At 75.7% G+C, this 14534-nt stretch carries 8 protein-coding genes and 1 pseudogene; 1 reads left to right on the top strand and 8 read right to left on the bottom strand.

Annotated elements, in window-relative coordinates; all coding sequences use genetic code 11:
- Genes BG452_RS42245 through BG452_RS42235 form a run of 3 tightly spaced genes read right to left on the bottom strand, consistent with a single transcriptional unit; the run spans position 1 to position 8847 of the window.
- A complete protein-coding gene (locus BG452_RS42245; RefSeq protein WP_188309689.1) occupies positions 1 to 1374 on the bottom strand; it encodes a DHA2 family efflux MFS transporter permease subunit in 1374 nt (457 codons plus the stop codon).
- Positions 1371 to 1556, bottom strand: coding sequence for an MbtH family protein (locus BG452_RS42240; protein WP_188309688.1), 186 nt, complete (start codon positions 1554 to 1556; stop codon positions 1371 to 1373). Before BG452_RS42240 ends, BG452_RS42245 begins: the two co-directional genes overlap by 4 nt.
- Complete coding sequence (locus BG452_RS42235) at positions 1549 to 8847, bottom strand: amino acid adenylation domain-containing protein (RefSeq protein ID WP_188309687.1); 7299 nt, start codon at positions 8845 to 8847, stop codon at positions 1549 to 1551. The genes BG452_RS42240 and BG452_RS42235 overlap by 8 nt, the downstream gene beginning before the upstream one ends.
- Before the next feature lie 118 nt (positions 8848 to 8965).
- Here BG452_RS42235 and BG452_RS42230 point away from each other — a divergent pair, with 118 nt between their 5' ends.
- Positions 8966 to 10171, top strand: a complete 1206-nt coding sequence (locus BG452_RS42230) for an amidohydrolase (RefSeq protein WP_188309686.1) — start codon at positions 8966 to 8968, stop codon at positions 10169 to 10171.
- A 129-nt stretch (positions 10172 to 10300) separates the two neighbouring features.
- On the opposite strand, the gene BG452_RS42225 is transcribed toward BG452_RS42230, so the two are convergent.
- The 5 genes and pseudogenes from BG452_RS42225 to BG452_RS42210 form a co-directional block, all read right to left on the bottom strand.
- Positions 10301 to 10924: an AMP-binding protein gene (locus BG452_RS42225; RefSeq protein WP_188309685.1), complete on the bottom strand. Its 624-nt coding sequence runs from the start codon at positions 10922 to 10924 to the stop codon at positions 10301 to 10303.
- Positions 10925 to 11076: 152 nt separating this feature from the next.
- Positions 11077 to 11289, bottom strand: a complete 213-nt coding sequence (locus tag BG452_RS46720) for a phosphopantetheine-binding protein (protein ID WP_317621501.1) — start codon at positions 11287 to 11289, stop codon at positions 11077 to 11079.
- A gap of 84 nt (positions 11290 to 11373) precedes the next feature.
- Positions 11374 to 11991 (bottom strand): annotated as a pseudogene (locus BG452_RS46715) (isochorismatase family protein); the annotation flags it as partial.
- A gap of 41 nt (positions 11992 to 12032) precedes the next feature.
- A complete protein-coding gene (locus BG452_RS42215) occupies positions 12033 to 13739 on the bottom strand; it encodes a (2,3-dihydroxybenzoyl)adenylate synthase (protein WP_317621500.1) in 1707 nt (568 codons plus the stop codon).
- Positions 13736 to 14534: isochorismate synthase (locus tag BG452_RS42210; RefSeq protein WP_188309683.1), on the bottom strand; the 799-nt coding region annotated here is incomplete at its 5' end. The genes BG452_RS42210 and BG452_RS42215, both read right to left, overlap by 4 nt.

The following is a 14534-nucleotide window of genomic DNA, read 5'->3' as shown; positions in this document are numbered from 1 at the left end:
TCAGGCCGCGCGCGGGAGGCGGAGGGCCAGCGGGGAGCCGGCGGCGACCAGGAGGCCGGTGAGGGCGAGGGCCAGGCGGTAGGGGGTGGGGTCGGGGCCGTCGGTGAGCGCGCCGATCAGGGCTGCGGTGGCGGCGATGCCGAGGGCGCCGCCGAGGGTGCGCAGGATGGTGAAGAGGGCCATCGCCCGGCCCATGGCGGGGGGCGGGACGTCGGCGAAGCCGGCGATCTGGACGGTGAGCACGGCGGCGCCCAGTACCAGCCCGACGGCGAACATCAACGCCCGTACGGCCCACGGGTTCTCGGCGAAGCCGAGGGCGGCGAGGACCGCCGCCGCCAGCAGGAGGGCGGGCAGGGCGAGGCGGCGCGGGCCGAGCCGGGGCAGCAGGCGGTCGACCAGCTGGGAGGCGGCCATCAGGCCGATCGCCTCCGGGAAGACGCTCAGTCCGGCGTCCAACGCCGTTGCGCCGCGCGCGGCTTGGTAGAGCAGTGGGAGGACGAACAGGGCGCCCATCAGTGCGGCCGAGGTGAGCAGGGCGAGCCAGCCCGCCGCGCCGTAGCACCGGTCGGCAAGCAGTCGCAGGTCCACCAGCGGCTCGGGGGCGCGGAGTTGGTTCCGTACCGCGAGGCCGAGCAGGGCGGCTCCGGTGAGCCCGCTGAGCCAGACCGCCGGTGCGGACCAGCCGTGGGCCGGGCCGAAGCCGAGGGCGTAGGTGAGCAGGCCGAGGCCGGGGGTGGCGAGCAGGAAGCCGCGGGTGTCGAAGCGGCCGGCCGGGGGTTCCGGCTCGCTCCGCAGCGCGATCAGGCCGATGGTGACGGCGGCGATCCCGATCGGCAGGTTGACCAGGAACAGCCAGTGCCAGGACAGGTGTTCGGTGAGGAAGCCGCCGAGCGGCGGCCCGAGGGCGGGCATCAGGGCGGTCGGCACGATCAGGATCCGGCCGAGGCGCGGGCGTTCCCGCGGTGCGAAGGCGCGGAACAGCAGGGTCATGCCGACCGGGGTGAGCAGTCCGCCGGCCACGCCCTGGACGGCGCGGGCGGTGGCCAGCGCGCCGAGGCCGGGGGCGGCGGCGCACAGCGCGGAGGCGAGGGTGAAGACGGCGAGCGCGCCGAGGAACACCCGTCTCACGCCGTACCGGTCGCCGAGCCAGCCGGCCACCGGCAGGCCGAGGGCGAGGCCGACCAGGAAGGCCGTCTCGACGGCGTTGGCCGCCGGGACGGGCCGGCCGAAGTCCTCGGCGATGCGGTAGAGGGCGGGGTTGACGATGGTGGAGTCCAGGCCGTTCATGCACATCGCGGCGGTGTACACGACGACCACGGCGGCGCGCCCCGCGAGCAGGGGGCGCGCCGGGGACTCGACGGCCGGAGCGGTCACAGGTCGGCCCAGTTCGCGGTGATCCAGGCCAGTGCGTCGGCGCGCCCGCAGGGGCCGTGGGCGACGTCCCAGCCGGCCGGGACGGCGGCGAAGGCGGGCCACAGGGAGTGCTGGCCCTGGTCGTTGACGAGGGCCAGGAACTCGCCGTCGGCGTCGAAGGGGTTGGCGGGGGCGTCACTCATGGGAGGACCTCTCCAGGTGGTCGGCGATCACGCGCGCGATGTGCGCGATCGGGGCGGGCAGGGTCATGTCCTTGTGGGAGCAGGCCACGTCGGTGCTGTCGATCCGGCCGGACACGTGGGGCGCCCAGAGTCCGGGCACCAGGGCGTCGTCGACGGTGTCGACGGTGGCGCGGAAGAACAGCACGTCGCCGTCGTAGCGGCGGTGGTCGTAGCCGCGCACCAGGTGGTTGGTGTTGAGGTAGATCTCGTTGAGCGCGGTGACGGTGGCCCGGTCGAGGCCGGCCAGCGGGCTGCCCTCGCGGCTCAACAGCTCGATCACGGCGTCGAGTTCGAGCGGCCGGCCGTCGAGGTCGGCGGGGCCGAAGCCGCCCATGGTGAGCAGTGCCTCCAGGGCCTCGGCCTGGTCGGGGACGGGCAGTCCGCGGAAGCCCTCGGCCGGGTAGGCGTCCAGGATCGCGAGCAACTCGACGCGCTGGCCGAGCTCTTGGAGCCGGACGGCCACGGCGTGGGCGATGATCCCGCCGGTGGACCAGCCGAGCAGCCGGTACGGGCCCTCGGGCTGGACCTCGCGCAGCCGGTCGGCGTAGTGCGCGGCCAGGTCCTCCATGGTGGCGGGCAGCGGCTCGCCGACGGTGGCGGCGCCGACGCCCTGGGCCTGGAGGCCGTAGATCGGCACCTCGGCCGGGAGGTGGCGGATCAGGCCGGTGTAGCACCAGCTCAGGCCGCCCGCCGGGTGGACGGCGAACAGCGGGGAGTGCCGTCCGGGGGCGGTGGGCCGCAGCGGGAGCAGGACGTCCAGGGCGTCGGCGTCGCGGGCGCCGTCGGACAGGGCCGCGTCGAGGGCGGCCACGCTGGGCGCCTGGAACAGGGTGCCGATGCCGACGTCCAGGCCGAGCACCTCGCGGATCCGGCCGGCCAGCCGGACCACCAGCAGGGAGTGCCCGCCGAGCGCGAAGAAGTCGTCCTCGACCCCGACCGTCGCCGACCCCAGGACTTCGGCGAAGAGTTGGCAGAGCTGCTGTTCGCGCGGGCTGCGCGGCGGGCGGCCGGCTCCGGCGGCGGGGGCGTCGGGGGCGGGCAGGGCCCGGCGGTCGAGCTTGCCGTTGGCGGTCAGCGGCAGCCGGTCGAGCGGGACCACGGCGGAGGGCACCATGTGGGCGGGGAGTCCGGCGGCGGTGTGGGCCCTGAGCGCCTCCGGTCCGGCGGTGCCCACCACGTAGCCGACCAGCCGCTGGTCGCCGGGGGCGTCCTCGCGGACCACCACGGCGGCGTCGGCGACGGCCGGGTGGGCGGCCAGCACGGCCTCGATCTCGCCGAGTTCGATCCGGAAGCCGCGCAGTTTGACCTGCTGGTCGGCGCGGCCGAAGTACTCCAGCACGCCGTCCGCGCGGCGGCGGGCGAGGTCACCGGAGCGGTACATCCGGGTGCCCCGCTCGCCGAAGAGTTCGGCGAACGGGTCGGCGACGAAGCGGGTGGCGGTGAGGTCGGGGCGGCCGAGGTAGCCGCGGGCCAGGCCGGCCCCGGCCACGTACATCTCGCCGGTGACGCCGGGCGGGACGGGCTGGAGGTGCTGGTCGAGGACGTAGATCCGCAGGTCGGGGATGTTGACGCCGATGGTGCTGCTGCTGGTGGCGGCGGCGCTCGCCCGGTCGAGGGCGATGTACGAGACGTGCACGGTGGTCTCGGTGATGCCGTACATGTTGACCAGGGTGGGCGCGTCCTGGGGGTGGCGGGAGTACCAGTCGGCGAGGCGGCCCAGTTCGAGCGCCTCGCCGCCGAACACCACGTAGCGCAGGGCGAGTTCGGCGCCAGGGCGGTCCCGGTCGGCGGCGCTGAGCTGGTGGAAGGCGGACGGCGTCTGGTTGAGCACGGTGACGCGTTCGCGGGCGAGCAGGTCGAGGAAGGCGGCCGGGTCGCGGCTGACCAGGTGCGGGACGACGACCAGCCGGCCGCCGTACAGCAGGGCGCCCCAGAGTTCCCAGACCGAGAAGTCGAAGGCGTAGGAGTGGAAGAGGGTCCAGACGTCCTGGGCGCCGAAGCCGAACCAGTGGTCGGTGGAGCTGAACAGCCGGGCCACGTTGCGGTGGGTGACGGGTACGCCCTTGGGTCGGCCGGTGGAGCCGGAGGTGTAGATGACGTAGGCGGTGTCGTCGGCGCGCAGCGGGCGGGTGCGTTCGTGCTGGGCCAGCGGGGTGGCCGGGAAGGCGGCCGGCTCCGCGCCGTCGACGAGGAGTCGGGGCACCGAGTGGGCGGGCAGCCCGGGCGCGGTGGACCGGTCGGTGAGCAGGGCGGCGGGGGTGGCATCGGCCAGCATGTAGGCCAGGCGGTCGACCGGGTAGTCCGGGTCGAGCGGGAGGTAGGCGGCGCCGGACTTGGCCACCGCGAGCAGGGCGACGACCAGTTCGACCGAGCGGGGCAGGGCGAGGGCGACGATGGTGCCGGGGCCGATGCCGCGGGCGGTCAGCAGCCGGGCCAGGCGATCGGCGCGGGCGGCGAGTTCGGTGTAGTCGAGCCGGACGTCCCCGCAACTGACGGCGGTGGCGGACGGGTTGGCGGCGACGGCCGCCTCGAACAGCTCGGGCAGGGTGGCGGCCGGCGCGGCGGTCGGGGTGTCGGTCCGCGCGGCGTCGGCCGGGGTGCGGTTCCACTCGATCAGGGCGCGGCGGCGCTCCTCCGCGCTGACCAGCGGCAGCCGGCCGATCGGGGTGTCCGGGGCGCCGGCGGCGGCGGTGAGCAGTCGGGCGAGGCGGTCCGCGAGCGCGGCCACGGTGGCGGCGTCGAAGAGGTCGGTGCGGTACTCCAGGAAGCCGCCGATGCCGCCGCCGGGGAGCTCCCCCGCGTTGAGGGTGAGGTCGAACTTGGCGGTACCGCTGGGGATCGCGGTGATCTCGGCGGTCAGGCCGCCGCCCAGGGCGGTGGGCCGGTCGGCGCGGCTCTGCCAGGCGAGCATCACCTGGAACAGCGGGTGCCGGGCGAGCGAGCGGGCCGGGTTGAGCTCCTCGACCAGCCGGTCGAAGGGCAGGTCGGCGTGCTCGTGCGCGGCCAGGACGGTGCCGCGCACGCGCTGGAGCAGCTCGCGGAAGCCGGGGTCGCCGGAGACGTCGTTCCGCAGGACCACGGAGTTGACGAAGTAGCCGACGAGCGCGGCGGTCTGCTCCTCCTCGCGGCCGGCCAGCGGCGTGCCGACGGGGATGTCGGTGCCGCAGCCGTGTCGGCTGAGCAGCGCGGCCAGGCCCGCCTGGACGGCCATGAAGACGGTGCCGCCGGCGGCCCGGGCGAGCGCGGCGAGGGCGGCGTGCGCCTCGGCGCCGAGCGCGAAGGGCACGGTGGCGCCGTCGTGACCGGCCACGGCCGGGCGCGGACGGTCGGTGGGCAGGTCCAGCTGGTCGGGCTGTCCGGCGAGGGCGGCGCGCCAGTGCTCGGTCTGCCGTACGGCGAGCGGGGTGGGCGCTTCGACGGTGCCGAGCAGGCGCCGCTGCCAGGCCGCGTGGTCGGCGAACTGGACGGCCAGTGGCTCCTGTTCGGGCGCGTGCCCGGCGTGCCGGGCGGTGTAGGCGACGGCGAGGTCGCGCAGCAACGGGGTGGTGGAGGCGCCGTCGCCCGCGATGTGGTGGAGCAGCAGGAGCAGGGTGTGCCGCTCGGGCGCGTGGGTGAACAGCGTGGCGCGCAGCGGCGGTTCGGCGGCGAGGTCGAAGGCGTACCGGACGGCGTCGGCCATCTCCCCTGCACCATCGTGGAGTTCGACCGGAGCGGGGGGCGTGATCCGCTGGAACGGCATGCCGTCCGGTTCCTCGCCGTAGACGGTGCGCAGGACTTCGTGGCGGGCGGCGAGGTCGCCGAGGGCGAGGGTGAGGGCGGCGCGGTCGAGCGGGCCGGTGAGGGTGAGGGCGAGCGGGATGTTGTAGGTGGGGCTGGGGCCTTCGAGCCGGTGCAGGAACCAGAGGCCGCGCTGGGCGGGCGAGAGCGGGAGGCGCTCGGTGCGGGGTACGGGCAGCAGGGCCGGACGGGGCTCGGGCCGTTCGACCTGCGGTTCGTCCTGGAGCAGGGTGGCGAGAGCGGCCGGGGTCGGGTGGCGGAACACGTCGGCGAAGGCGACCGGTGCGGCGAAGGTCTCGCGCAGCCGGGCGGCCAGGCGGCCGGCGAGCAGGGAGTGGCCGCCGAGGTCGAAGAAGGAGTCCTCCCGCCCAGGTGCCTCGGGCAGGCCGAGGACGTCGGCGAACAGTCCGCAGACCAGTTCCTCCTGCGGGGTGGCGGCTGCCGCGCCGCGGGCGGTGGCGGCGGGCTCCGGGAGGGCGCCGTGGTCGAGCTTGTCGTGGGTGGTGCGCGGCAGTTCGTCCAGCACCTGGACGGCCGCCGGGACCATGTGGGCGGGCAGCCGGGCGGCGAGCGCGGCGCGCAGGGCCTCCGGGTCGGGCGCGTCACCGGCGACGGGGTGGCCACCGGTGGCAGCCAGCCCACCCACGGCCGGGACGACGTAGCCGAGCAGTCGCTTGCCCTGCGGCCCGGGGCGGGCGATCACCACGGCCTGGGCGACGCCCGGCAGTTGGGCCAGGACGGCGGCGATCTCACCGGGCTCGATCCGGAAGCCGCGGATCTTCACCTGGTCGTCGGCCCGGCCGAGGAACTCCAAAGTGCCACCGGGGCGGCGGCGGGCGAGGTCGCCGGTGCGGTACATCCGGCCGCCGGGCGGCCCGAAGGGGTCGGCGATGAAGCGTTCGGCGGTGAGGTCGGGACGGCCGAGGTAGCCGCGGGCCAGGCAGGCGCCGGCCACATACATTTCGCCGGTGACGCCGTCGGGCACGGGGCGCAGCGAGCCGTCCAGGACGTAGGCGCGGGAGCCGCGCACCACCCGGCCGACCGGGGCGCCGTCCGGGCCCGGGGTCCAGGCGTAGGCGTCGACGGTGGTCTCGGTGGGGCCGTAGAGGTCGATCAGGTGCAGTCCGGGGACGGCGGCCAGGCGCTGCCAGAGGGCGGGCGGGGTCGCTTCGCCGCCGACCGCGAGGACCGACGGGCGGTGCCGCCCCTCGTCCAACACGCCTTCGGCGAGCAGGACTTCGAGGTAGGAGGGGGTGAGGTCCAGGTAGTCGATGCGCTCGTGGTGGAGGTGGGCGGCGAGCGCGGCCGGGTCACGGTACGTGGCGTCGTCGAGCAGGTGGAGTTCGTGGCCGTGGACCATCCACAGCACCGGGTCCCAGGAGGCGTCGAAGGCGAACGAGGCGCTGTGGGCGATGCGCAGCCGGTCGCGGCCGGTGCGGCGGACGGCGGGGGCGATGTGGTCCTCACCGTGGCCGGCGTGCAGGTTGGCGAGCGAGGCGTGGGTGCCGACCACGCCCTTGGGGCGGCCGGTGGAGCCCGAGGTGTGCAACACGTAGGCGGCGTCGTGGAGTCGGGGCGCCGACAGGGGGGCGTCCGGCTCGTTCACGGCGTCCGGCTCGTTCGCCGCCTCCGGCCCGGTCACGGCGTCCGGCCCGGTCACGGCCTCCGGCCCGGTCACGGCGTCCTGCGGCCGCACGGTGGGCAGGCCGGGCGGCAGGTCCAGGGCGGCGAGCGCGCCGGGGGTGCCGACCGCGCAGACCGGGCGGGCGTCGGCCAGGACGGCGGCGAGCCGCTGCCGGGGGTGGGCCAGGTCGAGGCTGACGCAGGCGCCCCCGGCCTTGAGCACGGCGAGCATCGCGACCAGGGTGTCCGCGCTGCGCGGCAGGGCGAGCGCGACCGGCGCGCCGGCCCGGACGCCGAGGGCGGCCAGTCGGTGGGCGAGGCGGTTGGACCGGCGCTCCAGTTCGGCGAAGGTGAGGGCCGCCGGGCCGCAGCGGACGGCGACGGCGTCCGGGGTGCGGGCGGCCTGGGCGGAGAACAGCTCGGGCACCGTCCGCTCGACCGGCGGCTCGGTACGGCCCTCGGTCGCGCGGCGCAGGGCGTCAGCGTCCAGCAGGTCGATCCGGCCGATCGGGGTCCGCGGGTCGGTGAGCAACTGCTCGGCGAGGGCGTCGAGGTAGCGCAGCAGGCCGTCACGGTGGATGGCGAGCGAGGCGGCGCCGTGGCGGGCCGGGTCGGCATCGAGCGCCAGCCGGAGGGCGCCGTCGGGGCCGGGTGAGACGTTCACGGCGAGGTCGTCGACGGGGCCGGCGGCGAGGTTGCGGACCACACCGGCCAGGCCGCCCAGGTCGAGGTCGGCCTCGAAGGCCTTGATGTTGACCATCGGGCCGAACAGGGCGCGGCGCCCGCCGGTCAGGCCGAGGTCGCGGCGCAGGTCCTCCAGGGGGTAGCGCTGGTGGCGGCGGGCGGTGCGCAGGGCGCGGACCACCTGGCGCAGCAGGTCCTCGGCGGTGTCGGCGGGGCGGACGGCGAGGCGTAGCGGGAGGACGTTGGCGGTGGCGACGGGCGTGCGCAGGGTGGCCGGGCCGCGGCGGTTGGCGAGCGGCAGTCCGAGCACGACGTCCTCGGTGCCGGTCAGGCGGTGCAGGTAGCCGGCGGTGGCGGCGAGAAGGAGTTCGGCCCAGGTGGCGCGGACGGCAGCGGCGGCGCGCTCCAGGCGCTCGCGGGTGCCGACGGGCAGGGTGGCGGTGAGGCGCAGCGGGGCGGACACGGCGGCTGGGTCCTCGGCGGGGCCGGGCAGGGTCGCGGGGGTCTCGGCGCCGGCGAGGTGGGCTGTCCAGTGGGCGCGGTCGGCCGCGTAGTCGCCGCCCGCGCGGTAGGCGGCCTCCTCGGCGGCGGCTTCGGCGAGGCCGGCGAAGGGGCTGGGGCCCGGTTCGGTGCCGGTGGTGTGGGCGGTGTAGCGGGCGGCGACGCGGTCGCCGAGGAGGGTCAACGCGTAGGCGTCGACAGCGAGGTGGTGGATCCGGCGGTACCAGAGCCGGCGGTCGTCGGTGAGCCGGATCAGGGCCTGGGTGAACAGCGGACCGGTGGTGAGGTCGGCCGGGCGGGCGAGGTCGGCGCGCATCCAGGCCTCGGCCTCGGCGTCCGGGTCGTGGGCGGCGCGCAGGTCGAGGCGGTGCAGCGGCCAGCGGGGGCCGGCGGGGCGCAACCGCTGGTACGGGGTGCCGTCCGGGCCGGTGACCACGACCGCGCCGAGCGCCTCGGCCTCGTCCACCGTCCGGCGCAGGGCCGCCGCGAACGCGTCCTCGTCGAGCGGTCCGGTGATCTCGACGGCGTCGCCGGTGTTGTAGGCCGGGCTGGCGGGGTCCAGCGACTGGGCGTACCAGACGGCGGCCTGGGCGGCGAGCAGCGGGATGTCGGCGGTCGGGGCCCCGGTGGGCTGCTGATCGGCGGGCTGCGTTTCGACGGCGGGCATGGTGCGGAGAGCTCCTCGGGGATCCGGAACGCCTGACTTAGGTTAGCCTAACCTCACTTCATTGGATCTGGTCAACGGCCCGCTGCGGCCGCACCCCTGACACTCCGGAGACGCCTCCATGCCCCGAACGCCGACGACGGCCACGGCCACAGCTGCGCCCCCGGACACGCCCCCGGACGCCACCAAGCAGGCCGTCCGCGAGCGCGTCCACGCACACCGGGCGGAGCTGCTCGCCCTCAGCCGCCGGATCCACGCCCACCCCGAGACCGCCTTCGAGGAGCACCGGGCGGCCGCCTGGTGCGCCGACCTGCTGCGCTCCCACGGCTACTCCGTCGCCGCGCCGGCCCACGGCCTGGCCACCGCCTTCACGGCGAGCCTCGGCAGCGGGCCGGTCACCGTCGCGCTGGTCTGCGAGTACGACGCCCTGCCCGGCCTCGGACACGCCTGCGGACACAACCTGATCGCCGCCGCGAGTCTCGGCGCGGCGCTCGGGCTCGCTCCGTACGCCGATCAACTCGGGCTCACCGTACGGGTGATCGGCGCACCGGCCGAGGAGCGCGGGGCGGGCAAGGCGCTCCTGCTGGCGGCGGGGGCGTTCGACGGGGTCGACGCGGCGATGATGGTCCACCCCTGCCCGGTCGAGGTCGCCGACTTCCGTTCCTTCGCGCTCGGCACGCTGTCCGTCCGCTACACCGGGCGCGCCGCCCACCCGAGCCTCAACCCGCACGAGGGCCGCAACGCCGCCGACGCGCTCACCGTCGCGCAGGTCGCACTCGGACTGCTGCGCCAGCAACTCCCGCCGCAGTGGCGGGTGCACGGCATCACCACGGCGGCCGGGACGGCACCGAACCTGATCCCCGACCGCGCGAGCGCCGAGTACGAGATCCGGGCCTCGGCGGCCGAGGACCTCGCCCTGCTGCGGGCGCGGGTCGAGGACTGCTTCCGGGCCGGGGCACTGGCCACCGGATGCGCGGTGGAGCTGAGCCGGCCCGAGCCGGACTACCTGGACATGCGCTCCGACCCGGCGCTGCTCGCGTACTGGCGGGCCAACGCGGCGGCGCTGGGGCGGCCGGAGCCGGTGGAGCGAGCGCCCTTCGCCTGTACGGACATGGGGAACGTGTCGCACATGGTGCCCTCGATCCATCCGGTCCTGGACATCACCGGGGGCGCCTGCGCGCCGCACGAGCCGGCGTTCGTGGCGGCGGCGGTGGGGGCGGAGGCCGAACGGGCCCTGCTGGACGGCGCGGTGGCGATGGCGTGGACGGCGGCGGACCGGGCGGGGGCGGGTTGGGCGGGAGGACTCTCCGGGGGGACGGACACCTGACAGGCAACGGATGACGGATGACGGACGACAGCTGACAACTTTCAGCGAACGGATTTCATCATCTGTCCGCTGAAAGTTGTTCGCCGTCCGTCACCCACCGTTCGTCACCCACCGTTCGTCACCCATCGGTCAGCACTCGCCGGTCAGCACCACGGCCGCCCCCGTCCGCAGCGGCCAGAGGAACCCCCAGTGCGGCAGCCGCAGCTGCAGCACCCGGTCCCCCGGCCCGAGCGGGTGGGCGGCCTGCAGTTCGCGCACCCGCCGGTCCGCCTCACTGTGGGTCAGCCGGACGGCGGCCTGCCGCCCGCCCGGGCCGTACCCCACGCACAGCAGGTGCTGCGGGGTCAGCGCGCGCGGCGGGTCGGTGTCCAGCTCACCCGAGGTGTCGAGGTCGGCCACCGCCCCCGGCACGCCCTCCCCCAGTACGCAGACCAGCTCGTTCTCGGCAAGCAGCCACTCCCGCCGCCCGGGCGGGTCCGCCGGGTCCAGCGACAGGTACGCCGCCCCCGACTTGGCCACCGCGAGCAGCGCCGTCAACAGCTCCTCCGGACGGCGGGCGGGCGCCAGCCCGACCATCGCTCCCGGCCGGGCGCCCTGCCGGAGCAGTACCCGCGCCAGCCGGTTGGCCGAGCCGTTCAGCTCCCGGTACGTCACCACCCCGCCGTCCGCGAGCACCAGCGCCGGGGCGTCCGGAGTCCGGGCCGCCTGCGCCTCGACCGGGCCCACCACCGTGGTGGCCGGGTACTCGGCCACCGGTCCGGACCGCACCGGGTCAGCCAGGACCAGCCCCTCCGCCGAGACCGCCGCCGGCGGGGTCGCTGACGCGGTGCCCTCGCCCGACCGACCCGCGCCCGACCGCCCCGCGTCCGACCGCCCCGCGCCCGACTCCCGTACGACCGCCGCCATCAGGCCGCGCCCAGCAGTTCGGCCCAGGCCTCGACGGACGGCCGTTCCGCCAGCCGTACGAACGCCACCTCGGCGCCCTCGGCGCGCCAGCGCTCGGCGAGGGTCATCAGCCGGATCGAGTCCAGCCCCCAGTCCGCCAGGTCCTCGTCCAGCGGGATGTCCGCCGGGTCCTCGCCGAGCAGGTCGGCCACCTCGGCCCGGATCCGCTCCACGGTGAAGCCCACGCCCGTCCCTTCCGACGTCCCTGCCTGCGTCTCTGCCGACGCCCCTGCCGGCGTTCCTTCCAGCGCACCCAGCACGGCCCCGGTGGTGGTGACCACCCCGCACCGCCCGGCGATCCACTCCAGTGCCGCGCGGTGCTCGTCCGGCCCGAAGTCGGCCGTCGCGTCGGCCACCACGAAGGCCTGGACGTCCCGCATCCAGGCGTCGCAGGCGGTGGCCTGCACGCCGATGTGGGCGTACACCCCGGTGATCACCAGCTGGTCCCGGCCCTGTTCGCGCAGCAGCCGCTCCAACTCGGTGCGTACGAAGGCGCTGTACTTCCACTTGGTGAGCACGGTGTCGCCCGGCGCGGGGGCGACGGCCGGGGCGATCGCCGTGGCGCGCGGGTCGTCGGGGATGCCCGGCCCCCAGAAGTCCTGTTGCAGTCCGCGTTCGGCCGGGCTCTGCCCGCCGCGCTGCGCCGAGTAGACGACCGGTACGCCGTTCGCGCCCGCCGCCTTGGTCAACCCGGCGACGTTGTCGAGGAGTTCGGGCACCGGGGCGGCGTCGCCGGGGAACGCGTCCAGGAAGTGGTTCTGCAGGTCGTGCACCAGCAGGACGGCGCGGGCCGGGTCCACCGTCCAGGAGACCCGGTTGGCGGGCAGTTCCTCGGCGGCGGGCAGCGGGTAGGAGGGAATGCGGGGCAGGCCCACGATGGTCGGACTCCTCGGGTGTGCGGGGTTGTCGGCGGGTTTCAGGAACGGGTGAGGGAGGTCGCGATGGCGGCGCGCAGGTCCTTCTTTCTGACCTTGCCGATCCCGGTGGCGGGAAAGGCGTCGACGAACTCCACCCGGTCCGGCACCTTGTAGTCGGCCAGGCCGCACTGCCGGACGAAGCGCTTCAACTCGACGCCCTTCGGCGGCCGTTCACGGTGTTCGGCGCGGATCACCACGTACGCGCAGGTCCGCTCGCCCAGGTACGGGTCGGGCATCGACACCACCGCCGCGTCGTGCACGGCCGGGTGGGCGAGCAGGTGGTTCTCGATCTCCTCGGCGGCGACCTTCTCGCCGCCCCGGTTGATCTGGTCCTTGGCCCGGCCCTCGACCACCAGGTGGCCGCCGGGGAGCCGGCGGACCAGGTCGCCGGTGCGGTAGAACCCGTCCGGGGTGAAGGAGTCGGCGTTGTGCCCGGGCGCGTTCCAGTAGCCGCGGATGGTGTACGGGCCGCGGGTGAGCAGGTGCCCGGTGGTGCCGTCGGGCAGGTCGCGGTCCCGGTCGTCCACCACCCGGACCTCGTCGTCGGGCGAGATCGGCCGGCCCTGGGTGGTGGTGATCAGCTCCTCCGGGTCGTCCAGCCGGGTGTAGTTGACCAGGCCCTCGGCCATCCCGAACACCTGCTGCAGCGTGCAGCCCAGCACCGGCCGCACCCGGCGGGCCGCCTCCGTGCTGAACTTGGCGCCACCGACGAGCAGCACCTCCAGGCTCTCGTAGCCGCGGGCACCGCGTTCGGCGGCGTCCAGCCAGAGCAGGGCGAGCGGCGGCACCAGGCCGGTGATGGTCACACCCTCGCGGGCGATCAGCGGGAAGGCCGTCTCCGGGTTCGGCTGCGGGCAGAGCACCACCCGGCCGCCCGCGTACAGCGTGCCGAGCGAACCGGGCGAGCTGAGCGGGAAGTTGTGGGCGGCGGGCAGCACGCACAGGTAGACGCTGCGCCCGTCCAGCGCGCACAGCTCGACCGAGCCGCGCAGCGAGTAGATGTAGTCGTCGTGGGTGCGCGGGATCAGCTTGGGCACGCCGGTGCTGCCGCCCGAGAGCTGGAGGAAGGCGACGTCCCCGGGCGCGGGTTCGCGTGCCGGTCCGGCGCCGTCACAAGGCACGTCGCAGGGCACGTCGCCAGGCACGTCGCAGGGCACGTCGGCCAGCCGGACGTGCTCGCCCGGATCCTCGCCCGCCACCAGCACCAGCCGCAGCGCGGGGTTCTCCGCCCGTACCCGTCCGGCGAGTTCGCGGTGGTCGAAGCCGCCCTCGACGCCCGGGACGACGTACGCCACCGCGCCCGTGAACGAGCAGAAGTGCGAGATCTCCGCGTACCGGTGCGCGGGCAGCGCGAAGACCGGCAGCGCACCGATCCGGAACAGGGCGAAGACCACCTCGAAGAACTCGGCGGCGTTGGGCAGTTGGACCACCACCCGGTCCCCGGCCCGGACGCCCCGGGCGAGCAGCCCGGCGGCCATCCGGTCGGCCCGGCGGTCGAGTTCGGCGTACGTCCAGCGCCGCTCCCCCGCCGCGACCGAGTGGCCGCCCGGGTCGACGACGGCGATCCGCTCGCCGTGTGCGGCGGCGCGCTCGCGCAGCATCCGCCCGAAGGTCTCGCCGCGCCAGTGGCCGGCGGCCCGGTAGCGTTCGGCGAACTCGGCCGGGTACGGGGTGAATCCGTCCAGCACGTCGTCCAGGGCGGTCACCGGGCCACTCCCGCCGCGTCCAGGAAGGTGCGGAACTTGGCGCTGGTCTCGGCGAGTTCGGCCTCCGGCCGGGACTGCTCGACCACCCCGGCGCCGGCGTACACCCGCAGCGTCCGCTCGTCCGCCTCCGCGCAGCGGATGGTCACCACCCACTCGCCGTCGCCGGTCTCGTCACCCCAGCCGACCATGCCGGTGTACAGGCCCCGGTCGAAGGGCTCGACCTCGCCGATCACCCGGCGCGCGACGTCCGTCGGCGTCCCGCAGACCGCCGGGGTCGGGTGCAGCGCACAGGCCAACTCCAGTGCGGAGACGGTCGGATCGGCCAGCTCGCCGCTGATCGCGGTGGCCAGGTGCCACATCGCGGCCGTCCGCACCAGGGTGGGCCGCTCCGGCACCTCCAGACTGCGGCAGTACGGTGCCAGCGCCGCGCGGATGGCGTCCACCACGACGGCGTGCTCGTGCAGGTCCTTGGGCGATTCCAGCAGCGCGGCGGCGCGGCGCACGTCCTCGCCGAGGTCCTCGCCGCGCGGCACCGAGCCGGCCAGCGGGTTGGCCAGGACGGCCGTTCCCCGCCGGGAGAGCAGGAGTTCGGGGCTGGCGCCGATCAGGGTGCGGCCGCCGCCGGCGGGCACGGCGAAGGTGTAGCCGCCCGGGTCGCGCCGGGCCAGTCGCCGCAGGACGGCCGGCAGGTCGAGCGGCCGGTCGCTGCTCAGTTCCAGCGTGCGGGCCAGCACCACCTTGCTCAACTCCCCGCCGCGCAGCCGCTCGACGGCCGCCGCGACGCCCGCGCCGTAC

This window comes from Streptomyces sp. CBMA123 (assembly GCF_014596465.1).
Lineage (GTDB): Bacteria > Actinomycetota > Actinomycetes > Streptomycetales > Streptomycetaceae > Kitasatospora.
Note: the sequence above shows the minus strand (reverse complement) of the source record. Positions and strands in the feature narration are given on the sequence as shown.